The following is a 17,255-nucleotide window of genomic DNA, read 5'->3' as shown; positions in this document are numbered from 1 at the left end:
TTGGCGAGACAAGAGAAAGTGACTCGCCCGCCGGGGCGAGACCCGGCCAACGGCCTCAGCAGGACCAACAAAAAAATCAAGCAGACAGCGCTGGAAGGATTCAACGAGGCAGCGCCAAAGCAAACGGCAAACTAACCATCCCCAACACCGTAGACATAGTCACCAACCCCGCCACAAACGCCCCGTTGTACCCCATCCTCTGCGCCAGCACATACGCACTCGAAGCCGTAGGAACCGCAGAAAAAGCCATCAACACAGAAGCCTGCGCCGCATCCAGCCGCAACCACCGAGCCAGCCCCCAGGCCACCAGCGGCAAGATGAAGTGCCGAATGGAAAGCACCGAGACAGCCAGCACCTTCCCCCGCCCCAACGTAGCGAACTGCATCCCAGCCCCCGCAGCCAGCAACCCGAGCGCCAACGAAGCCGCCCCGATCCGCGACAAGGTCGGCGTGAGCCAGCCAGGCACCGTGAACCCCAGCACGTTCGCCAGCAACCCCGCCACCGTCGCCACGATCAGCGGATTGCGCACCAGCTGCCGCGCGAATCCGGTCTGCGCATGCCGCGTCATCGGCCACACCGCCGCGATGTTCATCATCGGCACGCACACCCCGATCAGCACCGCGATCAGCAGCAGGCCTTCGGGCCCCGCGAGCCGCTCGGCCATCGCGAGGCAGATGAAGGAGTTGAAGCGGAACGCGACCTGCACGCTCGCCGCGTGATCGCGCCGGTCGAGGTGCGAGCCGAGGCCCGGCACCCAGGGCAGGGCATAGGCCAGCGCCACGCCGCACAGGCTCACGCCCACGCCCGCCATCAGCAGGCTCGAGGTCGCACCAAAATCGAGCGGGCTGCGCACGATCGAATGGAACAGCAGCGTGGGAAAAAGAAAGTAGTAGACGAGGCTCTCGACCTGGTCCCAGACCTTGCGGTCCAGTGCGGTGTAGCGGCACAGGAGCCAGCCGATGGCGATCAGGGAGAAGTCGGGGAAAAGCAGCTGCGCGTAGTTCACCGCGCCGAGCATAAACCGCCCAAACCATGGGTATTCCAGGGCTCGGGCCGAGGCGGCGAGCCGCTAGCATCGCTGCTTTCGCAATTTCGTCCCCATCGTTCAAGGAGTAATCGATGCAACGTCGCCAATGGAGTGCCTTCGTCGGTGCCGCCGCGCTGGTCGCGGTCGCGGGCCCGGCCTTCGCCCAGGGCTATCCCAACAAGCCGGTCGAACTGAGCGTTCCCTTCGCCCCGGGTGGCACGACGGACATCGTGGCGCGCGTGGTGGCCGATCCGCTGGGCAAGGTGCTGGGCCAGCCGGTGGTGGTGATCAACCGCGCCGGCGGCGGCGGCATCGTGGGCGCGGCCGAGACGGCGCGCTCGGCGCCCGACGGCTACAAGCTCGGCGTGGCCACGGTGTCGAGCACGGCGGCCAACCCGGCCATCAACCCGAAGACGCCGTACGACCCGATCAACGACTTCACGCCGATCATCAACATCGCGGCCACGCCGAACATCATCGCGGTCAACCCGAGCTTCCCGGCGAAGAACTACGCCGAGTTCGTGGCCGAGCTCAAGAAGAACCCCGGCAAGTACTCGTACGCCTCGTCGGGCACGGGCGGCATCGGCCACCTGCTGATGGAGCTCTACAAGAGCCTCACCAACACCTTCGTCACGCACATCCCGTACCGCGGCGCGGGCCCGGCGCTCAACGACGTGGTGGCCGGCCAGGTGCCGATCATGTTCGACAACATCCCCTCGGCCATGCCCTTCATCCAGAGCGGCCGGCTGGTCCCGATCGTGGTGTCGGCGCCGCAGCGCCTGGCCGCGCTGCCGAACGTGCCGACCTTCAAGGAAGTCGGCCTCGAGCCGGTGAACCGCATGGCCTACTACGGCATCCTCGGCCCGAAGGGCCTGCCGAAGGAAGTGGTCGACAAGATCAGCGCCGGCGTGAAGAAGGCGGTGGAAGACCCGGCCGTGAAGAAGCGCATCGAGGACACCGGCTCGCTGATCGTGGCCAACACGCCCGAGCAGTTCTCGGCCCAGATCAAGGCCGAGTACGAGGTCTACAAGGACGTGGTGGCCAAGCAGAAGCTCAAGCTCGACTGATTCCACGCCAGCCAAAAGAAGGGCCGTCCCCCGTCGCGGGGAGCGGCCCTTTTTTTTGCTATCTTGCCCACCCATGACCGAGGCCGCCGCCGCACCCACCCCCGACATCGACGAGTTCATCGACGCCCTCTGGCTCGAGGACGGCCTGTCGAAGAACACGCTCGCCGCCTACCGGCGCGACCTCGCGCTGTTCGCGCACTGGCTCGACCAGCAGCGCGGCGGCATGAAGCTCGGCGCCGCGCAGGAGGCCGACCTGCAGGCCTACATGGGCGTGCGGCTGTCGGCCAAGGGCAAGGCCACCTCGGCCAACCGGCGGCTCACGGTGTTCAAGCGCTACTACCGCTGGGCGCTGCGCGAGCGCCGCATCGTGGCCGACCCGAGCCTGCGGCTGATGCCGGCGCGCCAGATGCCGCGCGCGATCAAGCTGCTGTCGGAGAAGCAGGTCGACGACCTGCTCGGCGCGCCCGACGTCGACACACCGCTGGGCCTGCGCGACCGCGCGATGCTCGAGCTGATGTATGCGAGCGGGCTGCGCGTGAGCGAGCTGGTCTCGCTCAAGGTGATCGACATCAGCCTCAACGACGGCGTGCTGCGCGTGCTCGGCAAGGGCAGCAAGGAGCGCCTGGTGCCCTTCGGCGGCGAGGCGCGGCGCTGGATCGAGCGCTACATCGAGGAGTCGCGCCCCGTGATCCTCGACGGCCAGCAGACGCCCGACCTGTTCGTGACCGCGCGCGGCGCGGGCATGACGCGCGTGATGTTCTGGGTCATCGTGAAGAAGCAGGCGGCCGCGGCCGGCATCCACGTGCCGCTGTCGCCGCACACGCTGCGCCATGCCTTCGCGACCCACCTGCTGAACCACGGCGCCGACCTGCGCGCGGTGCAGATGCTGCTGGGCCACGCCGACATCTCGACCACCACCATCTACACGCACGTGGCGCGCGAGCGGCTCAAACAGTTGCACGCGCAGCACCATCCGCGCGGCTGAGGCCCGCGCTCAGTGGCTCCTGCGCCGCCGGCCCTCGGGCGCGGCCGAGAGCGCGGGCGAGAGGGTGTCGAAGAAGGCGCTGACCATGCGCATGTCGCGCCGCTCGGCCAGGCACAGCGCATGGGCCGAGGTGAAGATCTCGGTGTCGCTGATCGCCACGCGATGCAGGTCGGGCGCGGGCACGTACTCGACCTCCGACACCGCGGCGATGCCCAGGCCCTGCAGCACGGCTTCGCGGATCACCTCGCGGCTGCCGATCTCCATCACCACGTCGGCGCGGATGCGTGCCTTGTCGAGCGCGAGCTCGAGCGCCTTGCGCGTGGTCGAGCCCTGCTCGCGCATGATCAGCCGCTCGCCCTCGAGCTCGGCCAGCCGGATCGCGCGGCGGCGCGCGAAGCGGTGCGAGGAGGGCACGAAGATCACCACCGGCTGCTTCATGAAGGGCACCGCGAGGAAGCGCTCGTCGCGCACCATCTGCGCGAGCACGCCCACGTCGGCGCTGTAGTCGAGCAGCTGGTTCAGCACGTCCTGTGAGTTGCCGGTGCTCACCGTCACCTTGATGCCGGGATAGCGCTGGTTGAAGTCGACCAGCATCTTCGTCACGTGATAGGGCCCCACGGCCGCCACGCGCAGGTGGCCGGTGCGCAGCTCGCCCGCGTCGCCCAGCAGGTTCACCGCATCGGCCTCGAGGCTGAAGATCTGCTGCGCGAGCTGCATCAGCTGCTCGCCCATCACCGTGAGCTGCACGCGCCGGCCGCGGCGGTGGAACAGCTCGACCTTGTAGGTCTCCTCGAGAAAGCGCACCTGCGTCGTGATGGTGGGCTGGCTCACGTGCAGGCTCTCGGCGGCGCGCGTGAAGCTGCCTTCGCGGGCCACCGCGAAGAAGGAACGAAGCTGGGTCAGGCGCATGCGGCGGCTCCGGAAAAAGCGGGAATTCTCGATGAATCCGACTATAGGTTCATTGAATACATCGACAAAAAAATTTGAATTGGATCGATGAATGGGCCGGTGATGTACTCGCCGCCAGGTGCTCCAGGTCGGCACGAAAAAAGACGACCGGAACGCCACGAATCCTCGGGCCGCCACGACGGCGGCGCGAGGGACCGGAACCGCAGAAGACTGGAGACACAGATGATGAAACGCAGAAGCTTGCTGTTCGGCACGGCCGCCGCCGTGGGCGCGGCCTTCATTCCACCGGCGAGGGCGCAGCAGGCGCTCACGGTCGGGCTGATTCCTTCCGAGGACTCGCGCGCGATGATCGCCAACAGCCAGCGCATGATGGACATGCTGGCCCAGGGCCTCGGCATGCCGGTCAAGCCCTTCGTGGCGGCCGACTACAACGGCGTGATCGAGGCGCTGCGCTCGAAGCGGCTCGACGTGGCCTACCTCGGCCCGTTCTCGTACGTGCTGGGCACCTCGGTGGCCGACATCGAGGCCTTCGCGGTCGCCGAGACCAAGAAGGCCGGCCGCACCTTCTATTACAGCCAGGTGGTGGCCCACAAGGACAGCGGCATCAAGAGCGTGAAGGACCTCAAGGGCCGCACCTTCGCCTTCGTCGATCCCAGTTCCACCTCGGGCCACCTGTTCCCCAAGGCGGGGCTGATGAAGGCCGGCTTCGATCCCGACAAGGACTTCGGCCGCGTGATCTTCTCGGGCTCGCACGACTCGAGCGCGATCGCGGTGCAGAACCGCAAGGTCGACGCGGCCGCCATCGCCGACCGCATCCTCGATGCCGCGGTGGCGAAGGGGCTGGTCAAGCGCGAGGATCTGGTCGAGGTCTGGCGCTCCGAGCCGATCCCCGAATCGCCCACGGTCTGGCGCAAGGACCTCGGCGCCGATCTCAAGCAGCGCGTGCAGGCGGCCTTCCTGCAGGTGAAGGACATCCCCTGGTCCGACCAGGGCCTGCTCAACGGCTTCCATCCGACCAACGACGCGGCCTACAACGTGATCCGCGACACGGCCAGGATCCTGAAGCTCGACCTGGGGAAGATGAAATGATCGAGATCCGCGGCCTTTGCAAGCGCTACGGCGACTTCACCGCGCTCCACCAGGTCGACCTCGCGGTCGGCAAGGGCGAGTTCGTCGTCATCCTCGGTGCCTCGGGCGCCGGCAAGTCGACGCTGCTTCGCTGCATCAACCAGCTCGCCGAGCCCACGCAGGGCGAGGTGCGGGTGGACGGCGAGCCGGTGCGGCGCGATCGCGCGGGGCTGCGCCGCGTGCGCCGCGACGTGGCGATGATCTTCCAGCACTACAACGTGGTGCCGCGCCTGTCGGTGCTGAAGAACGTGCTGACGGGGCGGCTGGGCTCGATGCCGGCGCTGGCCTCGTGGTTCCAGGTCTTTCCGGCGCGCGACATCGCGATCGCGCGCGAGTGCCTGCGCCGCGTCGAGCTCGACCACAAGGCCGAGCTGCGCACCGACACGCTCTCGGGCGGCCAGAAGCAGCGCGTGGGCATCGCGCGGGCGCTGGCGCAGCGGCCCAAGGTGATCCTGGCCGACGAGCCGGTGGCCAGCCTCGATCCGAAGACCTCGCGCAAGGTGCTGAACTATTTGCGGCAGGCCAGCCGCGAGGACGGCATCACCGTGATCTGCAACCTGCACCAGGTCGATTACGCGCGCGAGTTCGCGCAGCGCGTGATCGGGGTGGCGGGCGGACGCGTGGTGTTCGAGGGCCGGCCCGACGCGCTGACCGACGAGGTGCTGCAGCGCATCTATCCGGGCGGCCTCGAGCCCGACCCGGGGGAACCGAAGGAGGACGCGGCCCTGGCCGCGGCGCACGCGCCGGCGCTGCCGCCGGTCCAGCAACTCGCCCTGGAGCAGCCATGATCGCGATCGGACGCTACAACCTGCTGATCGCCCGCAGCGACGGCAACCCCGGCTGGTGGAAGTACCTGGTCGCCGCGGCGGCCGGGCTCGGCGTGCTCTGGTGGGCCGCGATCGGCGCCCAGGTGAGCTTCGGCGAGCTCGCCAAGGGCATGCCGTGGATCGCCGACTTCCTCGGCCGCATGCTGCCGCCCAACTGGGAGTTCATGGGCAGGCTGGTGAAGCCCGCCATCGAGACGGTGCAGATCGCGCTCTGGGGCACGCTGCTGGCGGTGGTGCTCGCGGTGCCGTTGTGCTTCTTCGCGGCGCGCAACATCTCGCCGAACCCGGCGGTGTTCCATGCGATGCGGCAGGTGCTCAACATCACGCGCGGCATCAACGAGATCATCCTCGCGCTGATCTTCGTGGCGGCGGTCGGCCTCGGGCCCTTTCCGGGCGTGCTGGCACTGGCGCTGCATGGCGCGGGCATGCTCGGCAAGTTCTTCGCCGAGTCGATCGAGGAGATCGACCACGGGCCGATCGAGGCGCTGCGCTCCACGGGCGCGGGCCCGATCCAGACCATCGTCTTCGGCGTGATCCCGCAGGTCGTGACGGCATGGATCGGCGTCATCGTCTACCGCTTCGAGACCAACCTGCGCCAGGCCACGGTGCTGGGCATGGTGGGCGCGGGCGGCATCGGCTTCGAGCTGGTGGGCAGCATGAAGCTGTTCCAGTACCAGGACACGGCGACCTGCATCCTGGTCATCGTCGTCATGGTGATGACCGCCGACTACCTCTCGACCCGGCTGCGCGCCTGGATCCAGCAGGGCAGCCGTTCCTGAGGTCGCGGCGGGCCGCGCGCCCTGTCTCTCGTGCTTCGAGGCCGTGCCGCGGCTTGCCGCAGAATCGGCGGCTTTCGAACACGAGAGACATCGACATGAGGATCCACCGCGTCTTCCTGGCCGGCCTCGCGCTGGCCGCGACCGCCGCCACCATCGGCCCCGCCCTGGCCCAGGGCTACCCCTCCGCCAAGCCCATCCGCCTGATCGTCGGCTACCCGCCCGGCGGCGGCATCGACTTCGCGGCGCGCACGGTGCAGGTGCCGCTGCAGGAGGCGCTCAAGCAGCAGCTGGTGGTCGACTACAAGCCCGGCGCGAGCGGCATGATCGCGGCCACCGAGCTCACGCGCCAGCCGGCCGACGGCTACACGCTGCTGCTGGCCAACACCGGGCCGTTCGCGATCGCGCCGTACCTGCAGAGCAAGCCGCCGTACGACCCCATCAAGCAGTTCACCTACATCGGCCAGATCAGCCAGGGCAGCTACATCGCGGTGACGCGGCCCGATCATCCGGCCAGGGACCTGAAGGAATTCGTGGCCTGGGCCAAGGGCCAGCCCGGCAAGGTCAACTTCGCCTCGGGCGGCAACGGCACCTCGACGCACCTCAACGGCGAGCTGATGAACCAGGTCACGGGCCTGGACATGACGCACGTGCCCTACAAGGGCAGCGCGCCCGCGGTGCAGGACCTGATCGGCGGGCAGACGCAGATCCTGATCGACGCGGGCAGCGTGCTGCTGCCGCAGGTGAAGGGCGGCAAGCTCAAGGCGCTGGCCGTGACCGGGCCGCAGCGCGATCCGCAGCTGCCCGACGTGCCGACCGTGAAGGAGCTGGGCCTCGCGGGCATGGAGTCGGTGGGCTTCCAGGGCCTGGTGGGACCGGCGGGCATGCCGAAGGAGGTGGTGGACCGTCTCGCGGGCGAACTCGCCAAGGCGCTCGCGCAGCCGGCGATCCGCGCCAAGTTCGCCGCGGCGGGCGCCGAGGTCCATTCGCTGGGCCCGACCGAGTTCGCGGCCTTCGTGAAGGCCGACAACGAGAAATGGTCGAAGCTGATCCGCGAGCGCAAGCTGCAGCTCGACTGATGGAGGCAGACTCGAGGGCCATGACGAATCCGATGCATTCCTTCTTCTTCCCGACGCGCCGCACCGCGGTGCTCGCCTCGCTGGCCGCGGCCGGCGCCTTCCTCTGCGGCACCGCGGCGGCCCAGACTCCGGCCGTGCCCAAGACCCTGCGGCTGATCGTGGCCTATCCGGCCGGCGGCGTCAGCGACGTGGTCGCGCGCGCGCTCGGCGACCGGCTCGCGGCGCAGCTCGGCACCACGGTGGTGGTCGAGAACCGCGCGGGCGCCAGCGGCGCGATCGGCATGGACGCGGTGGCCAAGGCCGCGCCCGACGGCGCGACCCTGGGCTTCTCGGCCATCAGCCCGCTGGTGCTGAGCCCGCACCTGGGCAAGCTGCCCTTCGATCCGCTGAAGGACGTGGCGCCGGTGGCCAGCGTGATGTATTCGCCGGTGCTGCTGATCGCCACGCCCGCGAGCAAGGCGAAGGACTTCCGCGCACTGCTCGACGACGCCAGGGCCCATCCGGGCGCGGTGCGCTGGGCCACCTCGGGGCCGGCCTCGCTGGGCCACATCGTGCTCGAGCAGCTGCGCTCGGCCGCCAACGTCGACATCACGCACGTGCCCTACAAGGGCGGCGGCCAGCAGCTCAACGATGCGCTGGGCGGGCAGTTCGAGATCCTCTCGACCAACGCCAGCCCCACGCTGGGCGCGCACATCCAGTCGGGCAAGCTGCGGCCGCTCGCGGTGGGCGCGCCGGCGCGGCTCGAGAGCCTGCCGCAGGTGCCCACGCTGGGCGAGCTGGGCTACAAGGCGGCCAACATCAACTCGCTGTTCGGCGTGTTCGCGCCGGCCGCCACGCCGCCGGCGCTGCTCGCGCGCTACAACGCCGAGATCAACAAGGCGCTGGCCAGCCCCGAGCTGCGCGCCAAGCTCACGGCCACCGACAACGTGCCCACGGGTGGGCCCGCGGCCGACTTCGCGAAGGAGATCGCCAGCGAGTTCGAGAGCAATGGCAGGATCGTGAAGGCGGCCGGGATCAAGGCGGACTGAGAACCCCGGCGGCGACGCGGGCTTGTCGCCCACGCGATAGGCCCACCTTTTTCCCTACCTTATAGTAGGCAAAATCATGAGCAGCGTCTCCTCAGCGGCACTCGCCACCGGCAGCACGCGCGACCAGATCCTGGGCGCGGCGCGCGAGCTCATCACCACGCGCTCGTACCTGGGTTTCAGCTTCCAGGACGTGGCCGACGCGGTCGGCATCCGCAAGGCCAGCCTCTACCACCACTTCCCGTCCAAGGAAGCGCTGGGCGTGGCCGTGCTGCGCGACGCGATCCAGGGTTTCCGTCGCTGGGACGAGGCCAAGTCGCGCACGCCGCGCGAGTCGCTCGACGCCTATTTCCGCATGTACCGCAATGGCCTGAAGGCCGGTTCGGCCGTCTGTCCCGCGGGGGCGCTGGCGCCGGGCTGGGGCTGCACCAACGAGGAGCTGCGTCTCACGGTCCAGGAGCTGCGCGAGAAGCAGGTGCTGTGGCTGAGCGGCGTGCTCGGCGCGCTGGCGCCCGAGCGGCTCCAGGGCGGGGGCGCCGCGGCGCTCGCGGCCTATGTGTTCGCGGTCTGCCAGGGCGCGCTGATCGCGGCGCGCATGACCGGCCGCGTGGAGGATTTCGACGACGCGGTCGCGCAACTGAGGAGTTCGCTGCCCGCCTGACGCACCGGCATCCGCCCGAAGGCACGCCCCGCGTGCCTCTTTTTTGACCTGTCAGCCTACCGATTGGATGGTAGTTTTTAGGAGCACACCATGAAAGCCGTCATTTCCGCCTATGCCCGTTCGCCGTTCCATTTCGCGAAGAAGGGCGCGCTGGCCGAGGTGCGTCCCGACACGCTGGCCGCCGGCGTGGTCCGGGGCCTGCTGCAGCGCGCCGACCTCGATCCCGCGCTGCTCGAGGACATCGTCCTGGGCTGCGCCTATCCCGAGGCCTCGCAGGGCAACAACCTCGCGCGCATCGTCGGCCTGCTGGCCGGCCTGCCGCACGAAGTGGGCGGCATGACGGTCAACCGCTTCTGCGGCTCGTCGATGCAGGCGGTGCACATCGCCGCCGCGCAGATCGAGGCCGGCATGGGCGAGGCCTTCCTCTGCGTGGGCGTGGAGTCGATGAGCATGGTGCCGCAGGGCGGCTTCAATTTCTCGCCGAGCCCGGAACTGCTGGCGAACACCGACGCCTACATCTCGATGGGCGAGACCGCCGAGAACGTGGCGCAGCGCTGGAACGTGAGCCGCGCCGACCAGGAGGCGCTGGCGGTCGAATCGCACCGCAAGGCCGCCGCCGCGCGCGAGCAGGGCCGCCTGGCCGGCGAGATCGTGCCGGTGCGCCTGGCCTCGGGCGAGCTGGTCGAGGCCGACGGCTGCATCCGTCCCACCACCTCGGCCGAGGCGCTGGCCAAGCTCAAGCCCGCCTTCCGTGCCGATGGCGTGGTGACGGCCGGCACCTCGTCGCCGCTGACCGACGGCGCGGCCGCGGTGCTGGTGACCAGCGATGCCTTCGCCGCGCGCCATGGACTGAAGGCGCTGGCGCGCATCAGGTCCTTCGCCACCGTGGGCGTGGACCCGGCCATCATGGGCATCGGCCCGATCCCCGCCACGCGCAAGGCGCTGGCACGCGCGGGCCTGAGCGTGGCCGACCTCGACGTGGTCGAGATCAACGAGGCCTTCTCCTCGCAGGCGCTGGCCTGCATCCGCGACCTCGGGCTCGATCCGGCCACGGTCAATCTCGACGGCGGCGGCCTGTCGATCGGCCATCCGCTGGGCGCGACCGGCGCGCGCATCACGGGCAAGGCGGCCTCGCTGCTGGCGCGCGAGAACGGCCGCTATGCGCTGGCCACGCAGTGCATCGGCGGCGGGCAGGGCATCGCGACCATCCTCGAGCGCGTCTGAGCATCCGGGCGCCCGCGCGACACGACACGACCGGCACGGTGGCGACAATGCCGCCGTGCCATCTTGCGAAGGAGGAACGCACCATGAACGACACCACCCGCCCCAGGCTGTACCTCGACGACCTCGCCGTGGGCGACCGCTTCACCAGCGGCGAATACGCGCTCGACGCCGAGAAGATCAAGGCCTTCGCGCAGCAGTTCGATCCGCAGCCCTTCCACACCGACGAGGAGGCCGCCAAGCGCACCTTCTTCGGCGGCCTGGCCGCGAGCGGCTGGCACACGGCGGCCGTGACCATGCGCCTCCTGGTCGACAGCGGCATTCCGCTGGCCGACGGCATCATCGGTTCGGGCGGCGACGAGATCCGCTGGCCGCAGCCCACGCGGCCCGGCGACGTGCTGCACGTGGTCAGCGAGATCGTCGAGATCGTGCCCTCGCGCTCCAAGCCGGGCCGCGCGATGGTCCGCGTGCGCTGCGAGACGCGCAACCAGCGCGGCGAGGTGCTGCAGCACTTCTCGCCCAAGCTGGTGGTGATGAAGAAGCCGGATTGACTTCGGGCGTTAGGGGGCTGGGCCGCCGCCCAGCGCCTTCAGTTCCTCGTCGCTGAAGCCCGCGCGCGTGCGCGCCTCGAGGTTGAACGGCGGCTTGAGCCGCGGCGCCTCGTAGCGCGCCACGAGCTCGGGGTAGGCGGCCTCGGCATCGATCCCCGCGCGCTCGCAGAGCCAGCGGTACCAGTGGTTGCCGATCGCCACGTGGCCCACCTCGTCGCGCAGGATGATGTCGAGGATCTCGACCGCGCGCAGCGCATCGGGCGTGTTCACGCGCTTGAGCTTGGCCTGGATCAGCGGCGTGGCGTCGAGCCCGCGCGCCTCGAGCGTGCGCGGCACCAGCGCCATGCGCGCGAGCACGTCGTCGCGCGTCTTCTCGCACATGCTCCACAGGCCGTCGTGGCCGGTGAAGTCGCCGTAGCGCCAGCCCATGGTCCGCAGGTGCGCATGCAGCAGCGTGAAGTGCTGCGCCTCCTCGTCGGCCACGCGCAGCCAGTCCTGGTAGTAGCGCGCGGGCATGCCGTCGTAGCGCCAGGCGGCGTCGAGCGCGAGGTTGATGGCGTTGAACTCGATGTGGCAGATCGAATGGACCAGCGCCGCGCGGCCCTCGGTGTTGAACGGCGAGCGCTTGCCCACCGCCATGGCCGACACGCGCAGCGGGCGCTCGGGACGGCCCGGCACGCCGAGCTCGTCGCCGGGCACGCGCACGGGTTCGTCTGCTATGGTTTCGCTAGCGATATGCGTTGCCAGCGCGCGGGTTGCCGCCACTTTCTCGTCGGGGTCTGTGAGGCGCAGCGCGGCCAGGGCGCTCAATCGGGGGTGCATCCCTACAATTCTAGGTTTCACCCCTCTTTCCCTTTCCGGAGACTCCCACGATGGCCCTCTATGAACTCGACGGCGTGGCGCCGCAACTCGGCGACGGCGCATGGGTCGCCGACAGCGCCGAGGTGATGGGGCGCGTGACGCTGGCCGAGAACGCGAACGTTTGGTTCGGCGCCGTGCTGCGCGGCGACACCGAAGCCATGACCATCGGGCGCAACAGCAACATCCAGGACCTGTCGGTGCTCCATTGCGACATCGGCTGCCCGCTGACGGTGGGCGAGAACGTCACGGTGGGCCACCAGGTCATGCTGCACGGCTGCACCATCGGCGACAACACGCTGATCGGCATGCAGGCGGTGGTCTTGAATAACGCGAAGATCGGCCGCAACTCGATCGTCGGCGCCGGTGCGCTCGTGACCGAGGGCTCGGAATTCCCCGACAACTCGATGATCCTGGGATCGCCCGCCAAGGTGGTGCGCACGCTCGACGAAGCGGCCGCCGGCAAGCTGCGCCAGGGCGCGGAGCACTACGTCAAGAACGCCCGCCGCTTCGCGGCCGGCCTGAAGAAGATCGCCTGAGCCTGCGCGCGAGGGCACCCGAAGAAAGAACCCCGTTGTGAGCGAGCTGCATAAATTCCTGTTCGATGGCCTGCCGGTGCGCGGCATGATCGTGCGCCTGACGGATGCCTGGCAGGAGATCCTCGCGCGGCGCGCCTCCAACACCGCCACCGGCGCCTACCCGCCGCCGGTGGTCGAGCTGCTCGGCGAGATGACGGCCGCGGCCACGCTGATGCAGGCCAACATCAAGTTCAACGGCGCGCTGATCCTGCAGATCTTCGGCGACGGCCCGGTGAAGGTGGCCGTGGCCGAGGTCAAGCCCGACCTGAGCCTGCGCGCCACCGCCAAGACCATCGGCGAGCTGCCGGCCGATGCGCGGCTGCCCGACATGGTCAACGTGAACAACAAGGGCCGCTGCGCGATCACGCTCGACCCCAAGGACAAGCTGCCGGGCCAGCAGCCCTACCAGGGCGTGGTGCCGCTGTTCGGCGACGAGGGCGAGAAGCTCGGCAAGCTCAGCGAGGTGCTGCAGCACTACATGCTGCAGAGCGAGCAGCTCGACACCACGCTGGTACTGGCGGCCGACGACAAGGTGGCGGCGGGCCTGTTGATCCAGCGCCTGCCGGTCAAGGGCGAGGGCAACCTCGAAGGCACGGCGCCGGCCGACCGCGACCAGGCGAACGAGGACCAGATCGGCCGCAACGAGGACTACAACCGGATCTCGATCCTGGCCTCGACGCTCACGCGCGAGGAGCTGCTCACGCTCGACGTCGAGACCATCCTGCGGCGCCTGTTCTGGGAAGAGAAGCTGCTGCGCTTCGAGCCGCAGCGCGGCATGCTGGGCCCGCACTTCGCCTGCACCTGCGGCCGCGAGCGCGTGGCGCAGATGATCCGCGGCCTCGGCGCCGAGGAGGCCGAGAGCATCCTCGCCGAGCGCGGCGATATCGAGGTGGGCTGCGACTTCTGCGGCAAGCAGTACCGCTTCGACGCGGTCGATGCGGCGCAGATCTTCCGTCCGCCGGGCGACCAGATTCCCGGCACGCCGGTGGTGCAGTAAGCCGGTGCCGGGCGTTCAGCCCGGCTGCCGCAGCACCTTGACCATCGCCGCGAGCCGCTCGTTCGCATAGCCGGCCGCGAGCGCGCGGTCGAACCAGCCCATCAGGAAATCGGGAAAGCCCGCGTCGAGCCGCGCCTCGCGCGCCTGCCGCACGAACAGCCGGCCCGAGCCCGCGCAGGTCGCCATCGAGCTCTCGGGTTCGCCGTAGCGCTCGGCATGGATGTCTTCGCCCTCGGCGCGGATCATCTCGCCGATCACGGGCGAGATGGTGCCGATCATTCGTGCGAAGTCCCGCACCGGCAGCCGCTCCGATTCGAAGATGCGCACGCCGTGGAAGAAGCCGGCCATCGCGCCGAACATGCACGACAGCGTGGCCAGGTCCCAGGCGGCGGCGTTGCCGATCGGCTCGCCCAGGTAGGCGATGTGGCCCGCGATGGCCTCGAGCACCGGCCGGCAGGCCGCGAGCGCGCGCTCCTCGCCGGAGACGAACAGCGGCGTGTCGGGCCGGCCAATCTGCGAGGGCGTGGCGAGCAGCGCGCCGTCGAGGTAGGCCACGCCGTCGAGTCGCGCCCAGTCGTCGCGCGCATCCTGCGGCGTGCCGGTGTTCAGCTGCACCAGCACCTTGCCGCGCAGCGCCTCGGCCACGCCCGGTTGCGCGAGGATCGCGCGCCAGGCCGCGTAGTCGGCCACGCAGACCAGCACGATGGGGCTCGCTGCAACGGCGGCGCGTGCATCGGCGGCGAGCACGGTGCCCTGGCCGAGCAGCGCTTCGGCGCGGCTCGGCGTGCGGTTCCACAGCGTGAGCGTGTGGCCGCGCTGGAGGGCGCGCGCGAGCGCGCTGCCCATCGGGCCGAGGCCGATGAGGGAGACGTCGGTAGTGTGCATGGTCACTCCTGCGCCGGGCTGAGGTTCTGCCCCAGGCCGCCGTCGACCGTGAGCCGCGCGCCGGTGGTGAAGGTGGCGTCGAAGGCCAGGAACAGCACCGCGCGCGCCACTTCCTCGGCGCTGCCGTGGCGCCGCATCGGCGTGATCTGGTCGCCCAGGCGCACGAACTCCGCGCGCTCGGCGGGCGTGGCATCGGCCACGCCGAGCGTGGGCGTGTCGATGAAGCCCGGGCTCACCACGTTGACGCGGATGCCGCGCCCGACCAGCTCGGCCGCGAAGCCCGAGGCGAAGGAGCGCAGCGCGGCCTTGGTCGCGCTGTACACGCCCATGCCGTGCATGCCGCCCTCGTCGGCGATCGACGAGGTGAAGACGATGGACGCGCCGGGCTTCATCAGCGGCGCGAGCTTCTGCACCGTGAAGAAGGCGCCCTTGGTATTGATCGCGAAGGCACGGTCGTAGCCGGCCTCCGTGACCTGCTCGAAGGGCTCGAGCGTGGCGATGCCGGCGTTGATGTGCAGCAGGTCGACATGGCCCAGCGCTTCGCGCGCGGTGGCCGCGAGCGCATCGATGTCGGCCAGCGAGGCGGCGTCGCTCGCCAGCACCTGCGCCTGCGGGCCCAGCGCGTGGCGCGCGGCCTCGAGGTTCCTCGGATTGCGCCCGGTCAGGATCACGCGGGCGCCGCCCGCGAGCAGCGCCTGGGCCGTGGCCAGGCCCATGCCGATGGTGCCGCCCGTGATGACGGCGGTCTTGCCGCGGTAGCGGGTGTTGCTGTCTTGGTGGAGAGTGGTGTTCATGGCCGCGATGATTCCGCGCGCATGGCGCGCGGTCGCCCACGATCGGGCAGCCCCGAGCACGAACGGACGACGGCGCGCGGCCGATAATGGTCCGATGAGCGACACCGACCTGCGCATCGAACTGCGGCAGACGCCCGCCGGCATCGTCGGCTACGAGCCGCTGCCCGAGCACCGCATCAAGCTCCACACGGGCGCGCCGGTGGCCGGTGCCTGCCAGTTCCACCGCTTCCTCTACACGCGCGGCGACCTCGACATCGTGCCCGCGGGCGTGAGCGACGTGTGGCACGAGGAGGCCGCGAGCACCTCGCTGATGCTGCGCGTGTCGACCGCGCTGCTGCGCCGCACGGCCGACGAGATGGGGCTGCCCGCCGAATGCGCCACGCTCGCGCAGCGCCACCAGTTCCGCGATGCCCACATCGAGCACATCGCCTGGGCCCTCGACGCCGAACGCCGCGCGGGCTTTGCCAATGGCACCCTGTATGCCGACAGCCTCGGCACCGCGCTCGCCGTGCACCTGCTGAGCGGCCAGCGCCGCCCCGAGCCCGTGCCCGCGCGCGGCCTCACGCGGCCGCAGCTGCGCCGCGTGACCGAGCACATCGAGGCCCACCTCGATGGCGATCTTTCGCTGTCCTCGCTGGCCGACGTGGCGGGCCTCAGCGCCTCGCACCTCAAGACCCTGTTCAAGCGCTCGACCGGCCTGCCGGTGCACGAGTACGTGGTGCACCGCCGCGTCGACCGCGCGCGCGGCCTGCTGCTGCGCAGCGACCTGCCCGCGAGCCAGGTGGCGCTGGAGAGCGGCTTCTCGCACCAGAGCCACATGGCGCGCTGCATGCGGCGCGTGCTCGGCGTGACGCCGGGCGAGGTGCGGCGCGCGGGTTGAACGAGGCGCTCAGCGCGCCTTGGCTTCGCGCGGGTTCGCGCTGTCGAAACCCCCGAAGAAGATGTCCGGTGCGCTCGTGTTGTGCTTCGACGGCAGGCTGCGTCCGAAGCGGAACTGCGTGCCCTCGAGCGTCTTCACTTCGGGCAGCGGTGTCGCGACCGGCGGTGCCTCGGGCGCGGCCTGCCAGCGCACCTCGCTGACGTCGGCGTTGTCGGGCGTCACGTACATCGAGCGCAGCACCGCGAAGGGCCTTGCCTCGCGCGTGGGGGCCGAGAAGCGCACGTCGAGCGCGGTGCGTTCGCGGCTGATCTCCTCGACATTGGCGACCGCGCTGCCGCCGCGCGCGAAGCGCAGGTGGATCGACAGCGGCTTCGGCACGATGCGGATCGAGGCGATGTCGACCACCGGCCGGCCGGCCTGCTCGACCGGGCCGAGCAGGAACGAGGAGCCGTAGACGCCGTCGCCGAAGCGCGCCTCGGGCAGGGGCTTGATGCGCCAGTAGCCGTCGGAGGGGTAGAGCACCAGCGCCTCGAGCGCCTTGCCGTTCTCCTTGCGGAAGACCTGCAGCAGGTGGAAGCCGCGGTCGCTGACGGTGCCCACGCGCACCGGCACGCGCTGCGGCCGCCAGAAGCTCGCCAGCGTCATGCCGACGATGCGCCACTGCGCGTTGTCGAGCAGCACCACGGTGCGCGGGTCGAAGCGGTGCGCGGGGTCGGTGGGGTGTTCGCCGCCGTCGAAGTTGCAGCCCGAGAAGTCGGGCGCGGTGACGTCGTTGCCGATGCTGGCCAGGTAGGACGGCTGCAGCGCCTCGATGCGCAGCCGCCGTATGCCTTCGCCGCGCAGCACCAGCGAGACGTTGTCCTCCTCGGCGCAGGCGGTGGGCGTGGTGCCGTTCTCGACCGTGGCGCGCAACGGGGCCGCGCTGGCGGCGGCGCCGACCAGCACCGAGGCCGCGAGGGCGGTGGCGAGGAGGGCGGCGGTGCGGAAGCGGCGGCGAAGAGGCATCG

Annotated in this window: 19 protein-coding genes; 13 read left to right on the top strand and 6 right to left on the bottom strand. The window is 70.0% G+C overall.

Features of this window, described 5'->3' with window-relative positions:
- Positions 1 to 100 precede the first annotated feature (100 nt).
- Positions 101 to 1,018, bottom strand: coding sequence for an AEC family transporter (locus ACODT0_RS28965; protein WP_489042891.1), 918 nt, complete (start codon positions 1,016 to 1,018; stop codon positions 101 to 103).
- A 101-nt stretch (positions 1,019 to 1,119) separates the two neighbouring features.
- On the opposite strand from ACODT0_RS28965, the gene ACODT0_RS28960 reads away from it, so the two are divergent.
- Positions 1,120 to 2,094, top strand: a complete 975-nt coding sequence (locus ACODT0_RS28960) for a tripartite tricarboxylate transporter substrate binding protein BugE (protein ID WP_057595916.1) — start codon at positions 1,120 to 1,122, stop codon at positions 2,092 to 2,094.
- 73 nt (positions 2,095 to 2,167) lie between these two features.
- Complete coding sequence (gene xerD / locus ACODT0_RS28955; protein ID WP_057595917.1) at positions 2,168 to 3,079, top strand: site-specific tyrosine recombinase XerD; 912 nt, start codon at positions 2,168 to 2,170, stop codon at positions 3,077 to 3,079.
- A gap of 9 nt (positions 3,080 to 3,088) precedes the next feature.
- On the opposite strand, the gene ACODT0_RS28950 is transcribed toward xerD, so the two are convergent.
- Positions 3,089 to 3,988 carry a LysR substrate-binding domain-containing protein gene (locus ACODT0_RS28950; RefSeq protein ID WP_489042890.1) on the bottom strand — a complete coding sequence of 300 codons (900 nt, stop codon included), beginning with the start codon at positions 3,986 to 3,988 and terminating at the stop codon, positions 3,089 to 3,091.
- Between the two features lie 225 nt (positions 3,989 to 4,213).
- Between ACODT0_RS28950 and phnD the strand changes: the two genes are divergently transcribed.
- The 8 genes from phnD (at position 4,214) to ACODT0_RS28910 (ending at position 11,256) form a co-directional block, all read left to right on the top strand.
- A complete protein-coding gene (gene phnD, locus ACODT0_RS28945) occupies positions 4,214 to 5,077 on the top strand; it encodes a phosphonate ABC transporter substrate-binding protein (protein ID WP_489042889.1) in 864 nt (287 codons plus the stop codon).
- A complete protein-coding gene (phnC, locus tag ACODT0_RS28940; RefSeq protein WP_057595919.1) occupies positions 5,074 to 5,904 on the top strand; it encodes a phosphonate ABC transporter ATP-binding protein in 831 nt (276 codons plus the stop codon). The genes phnD and phnC overlap by 4 nt, the downstream gene beginning before the upstream one ends.
- Positions 5,901 to 6,722, top strand: a complete 822-nt coding sequence (gene phnE / locus ACODT0_RS28935) for a phosphonate ABC transporter, permease protein PhnE (protein ID WP_172705652.1) — start codon at positions 5,901 to 5,903, stop codon at positions 6,720 to 6,722. The genes phnC and phnE overlap by 4 nt, the downstream gene beginning before the upstream one ends.
- Positions 6,723 to 6,817: 95 nt before the next feature.
- Positions 6,818 to 7,798 carry a Bug family tripartite tricarboxylate transporter substrate binding protein gene (locus ACODT0_RS28930; RefSeq protein ID WP_261216113.1) on the top strand — a complete coding sequence of 327 codons (981 nt, stop codon included), beginning with the start codon at positions 6,818 to 6,820 and terminating at the stop codon, positions 7,796 to 7,798.
- 20 nt (positions 7,799 to 7,818) lie between these two features.
- The gene (locus ACODT0_RS28925; protein WP_172705653.1) at positions 7,819 to 8,826 is read left to right on the top strand and encodes a Bug family tripartite tricarboxylate transporter substrate binding protein; all 1,008 of its coding nucleotides are present in this window, start codon (positions 7,819 to 7,821) and stop codon (positions 8,824 to 8,826) included.
- A 76-nt stretch (positions 8,827 to 8,902) separates the two neighbouring features.
- Positions 8,903 to 9,484, top strand: coding sequence for a TetR/AcrR family transcriptional regulator (locus ACODT0_RS28920; RefSeq protein WP_261216109.1), 582 nt, complete (start codon positions 8,903 to 8,905; stop codon positions 9,482 to 9,484).
- Positions 9,485 to 9,574: 90 nt separating this feature from the next.
- Complete coding sequence (locus ACODT0_RS28915) at positions 9,575 to 10,708, top strand: thiolase family protein (RefSeq protein ID WP_489042888.1); 1,134 nt, start codon at positions 9,575 to 9,577, stop codon at positions 10,706 to 10,708.
- An 83-nt stretch (positions 10,709 to 10,791) separates the two neighbouring features.
- Positions 10,792 to 11,256, top strand: a complete 465-nt coding sequence (locus tag ACODT0_RS28910; RefSeq protein WP_489042887.1) for a MaoC family dehydratase — start codon at positions 10,792 to 10,794, stop codon at positions 11,254 to 11,256.
- Between the two features lie 9 nt (positions 11,257 to 11,265).
- Here ACODT0_RS28910 and ACODT0_RS28905 read toward each other — a convergent pair whose 3' ends face one another.
- A complete protein-coding gene (locus tag ACODT0_RS28905) occupies positions 11,266 to 12,078 on the bottom strand; it encodes a ferritin-like domain-containing protein (RefSeq protein ID WP_489042886.1) in 813 nt (270 codons plus the stop codon).
- 50 nt (positions 12,079 to 12,128) lie between these two features.
- On the opposite strand from ACODT0_RS28905, the gene ACODT0_RS28900 reads away from it, so the two are divergent.
- On the top strand, positions 12,129 to 12,653 hold the full coding sequence (locus ACODT0_RS28900; protein ID WP_489042885.1) for a gamma carbonic anhydrase family protein: 525 nt from the start codon (positions 12,129 to 12,131) through the stop codon (positions 12,651 to 12,653).
- Between the two features lie 37 nt (positions 12,654 to 12,690).
- A complete protein-coding gene (hslO, locus tag ACODT0_RS28895; RefSeq protein ID WP_261216095.1) occupies positions 12,691 to 13,689 on the top strand; it encodes an Hsp33 family molecular chaperone HslO in 999 nt (332 codons plus the stop codon).
- Positions 13,690 to 13,704: 15 nt separating this feature from the next.
- Here the strand turns inward: hslO and ACODT0_RS28890 are convergent, their stop codons facing one another.
- Positions 13,705 to 14,574, bottom strand: coding sequence for an NAD(P)-dependent oxidoreductase (locus tag ACODT0_RS28890; protein WP_489042884.1), 870 nt, complete (start codon positions 14,572 to 14,574; stop codon positions 13,705 to 13,707).
- A 2-nt stretch (positions 14,575 to 14,576) separates the two neighbouring features.
- Positions 14,577 to 15,368 (bottom strand): SDR family oxidoreductase, encoded by a 792-nt coding sequence (locus ACODT0_RS28885; protein ID WP_489042883.1) that lies wholly within the window; start codon positions 15,366 to 15,368, stop codon positions 14,577 to 14,579.
- Between the two features lie 94 nt (positions 15,369 to 15,462).
- Between ACODT0_RS28885 and ACODT0_RS28880 the strand changes: the two genes are divergently transcribed.
- Positions 15,463 to 16,248, top strand: a complete 786-nt coding sequence (locus ACODT0_RS28880; RefSeq protein WP_261216091.1) for an AraC family transcriptional regulator — start codon at positions 15,463 to 15,465, stop codon at positions 16,246 to 16,248.
- A gap of 9 nt (positions 16,249 to 16,257) precedes the next feature.
- Here ACODT0_RS28880 and ACODT0_RS28875 read toward each other — a convergent pair whose 3' ends face one another.
- Positions 16,258 to 17,253 (bottom strand): hypothetical protein, encoded by a 996-nt coding sequence (locus ACODT0_RS28875; protein WP_489042882.1) that lies wholly within the window; start codon positions 17,251 to 17,253, stop codon positions 16,258 to 16,260.
- Positions 17,254 to 17,255: the final 2 nt, after the last annotated feature.

The organism is Variovorax sp. FG153 (genome assembly GCF_057809595.1).
This window is presented reverse-complemented; position numbering and strand designations above follow the sequence as displayed.

Excerpts from the sequence above, each read along its gene's own strand:
- ACODT0_RS28965 (WP_489042891.1), bottom strand. The coding sequence starts at position 1,018 with ATGCTCGGCGCGGTGAACTACGCGCAGCTGCTTTTCCCCGACTTCTCC.
- ACODT0_RS28960 (WP_057595916.1), top strand. The coding sequence starts at position 1,120 with ATGCAACGTCGCCAATGGAGTGCCTTCGTCGGTGCCGCCGCGCTGGTC.
- xerD (WP_057595917.1), top strand. The coding sequence starts at position 2,168 with ATGACCGAGGCCGCCGCCGCACCCACCCCCGACATCGACGAGTTCATC.
- ACODT0_RS28950 (WP_489042890.1), bottom strand. The coding sequence starts at position 3,988 with ATGCGCCTGACCCAGCTTCGTTCCTTCTTCGCGGTGGCCCGCGAAGGC.
- phnD (WP_489042889.1), top strand. The coding sequence starts at position 4,214 with ATGAAACGCAGAAGCTTGCTGTTCGGCACGGCCGCCGCCGTGGGCGCG.
- phnC (WP_057595919.1), top strand. The coding sequence starts at position 5,074 with ATGATCGAGATCCGCGGCCTTTGCAAGCGCTACGGCGACTTCACCGCG.
- phnE (WP_172705652.1), top strand. The coding sequence starts at position 5,901 with ATGATCGCGATCGGACGCTACAACCTGCTGATCGCCCGCAGCGACGGC.
- ACODT0_RS28930 (WP_261216113.1), top strand. The coding sequence starts at position 6,818 with ATGAGGATCCACCGCGTCTTCCTGGCCGGCCTCGCGCTGGCCGCGACC.
- ACODT0_RS28925 (WP_172705653.1), top strand. The coding sequence starts at position 7,819 with ATGACGAATCCGATGCATTCCTTCTTCTTCCCGACGCGCCGCACCGCG.
- ACODT0_RS28920 (WP_261216109.1), top strand. The coding sequence starts at position 8,903 with ATGAGCAGCGTCTCCTCAGCGGCACTCGCCACCGGCAGCACGCGCGAC.
- ACODT0_RS28915 (WP_489042888.1), top strand. The coding sequence starts at position 9,575 with ATGAAAGCCGTCATTTCCGCCTATGCCCGTTCGCCGTTCCATTTCGCG.
- ACODT0_RS28910 (WP_489042887.1), top strand. The coding sequence starts at position 10,792 with ATGAACGACACCACCCGCCCCAGGCTGTACCTCGACGACCTCGCCGTG.
- ACODT0_RS28905 (WP_489042886.1), bottom strand. The coding sequence starts at position 12,078 with ATGCACCCCCGATTGAGCGCCCTGGCCGCGCTGCGCCTCACAGACCCC.
- ACODT0_RS28900 (WP_489042885.1), top strand. The coding sequence starts at position 12,129 with ATGGCCCTCTATGAACTCGACGGCGTGGCGCCGCAACTCGGCGACGGC.
- ACODT0_RS28890 (WP_489042884.1), bottom strand. The coding sequence starts at position 14,574 with ATGCACACTACCGACGTCTCCCTCATCGGCCTCGGCCCGATGGGCAGC.
- ACODT0_RS28885 (WP_489042883.1), bottom strand. The coding sequence starts at position 15,368 with ATGAACACCACTCTCCACCAAGACAGCAACACCCGCTACCGCGGCAAG.
- ACODT0_RS28880 (WP_261216091.1), top strand. The coding sequence starts at position 15,463 with ATGAGCGACACCGACCTGCGCATCGAACTGCGGCAGACGCCCGCCGGC.
- ACODT0_RS28875 (WP_489042882.1), bottom strand. The coding sequence starts at position 17,253 with ATGCCTCTTCGCCGCCGCTTCCGCACCGCCGCCCTCCTCGCCACCGCC.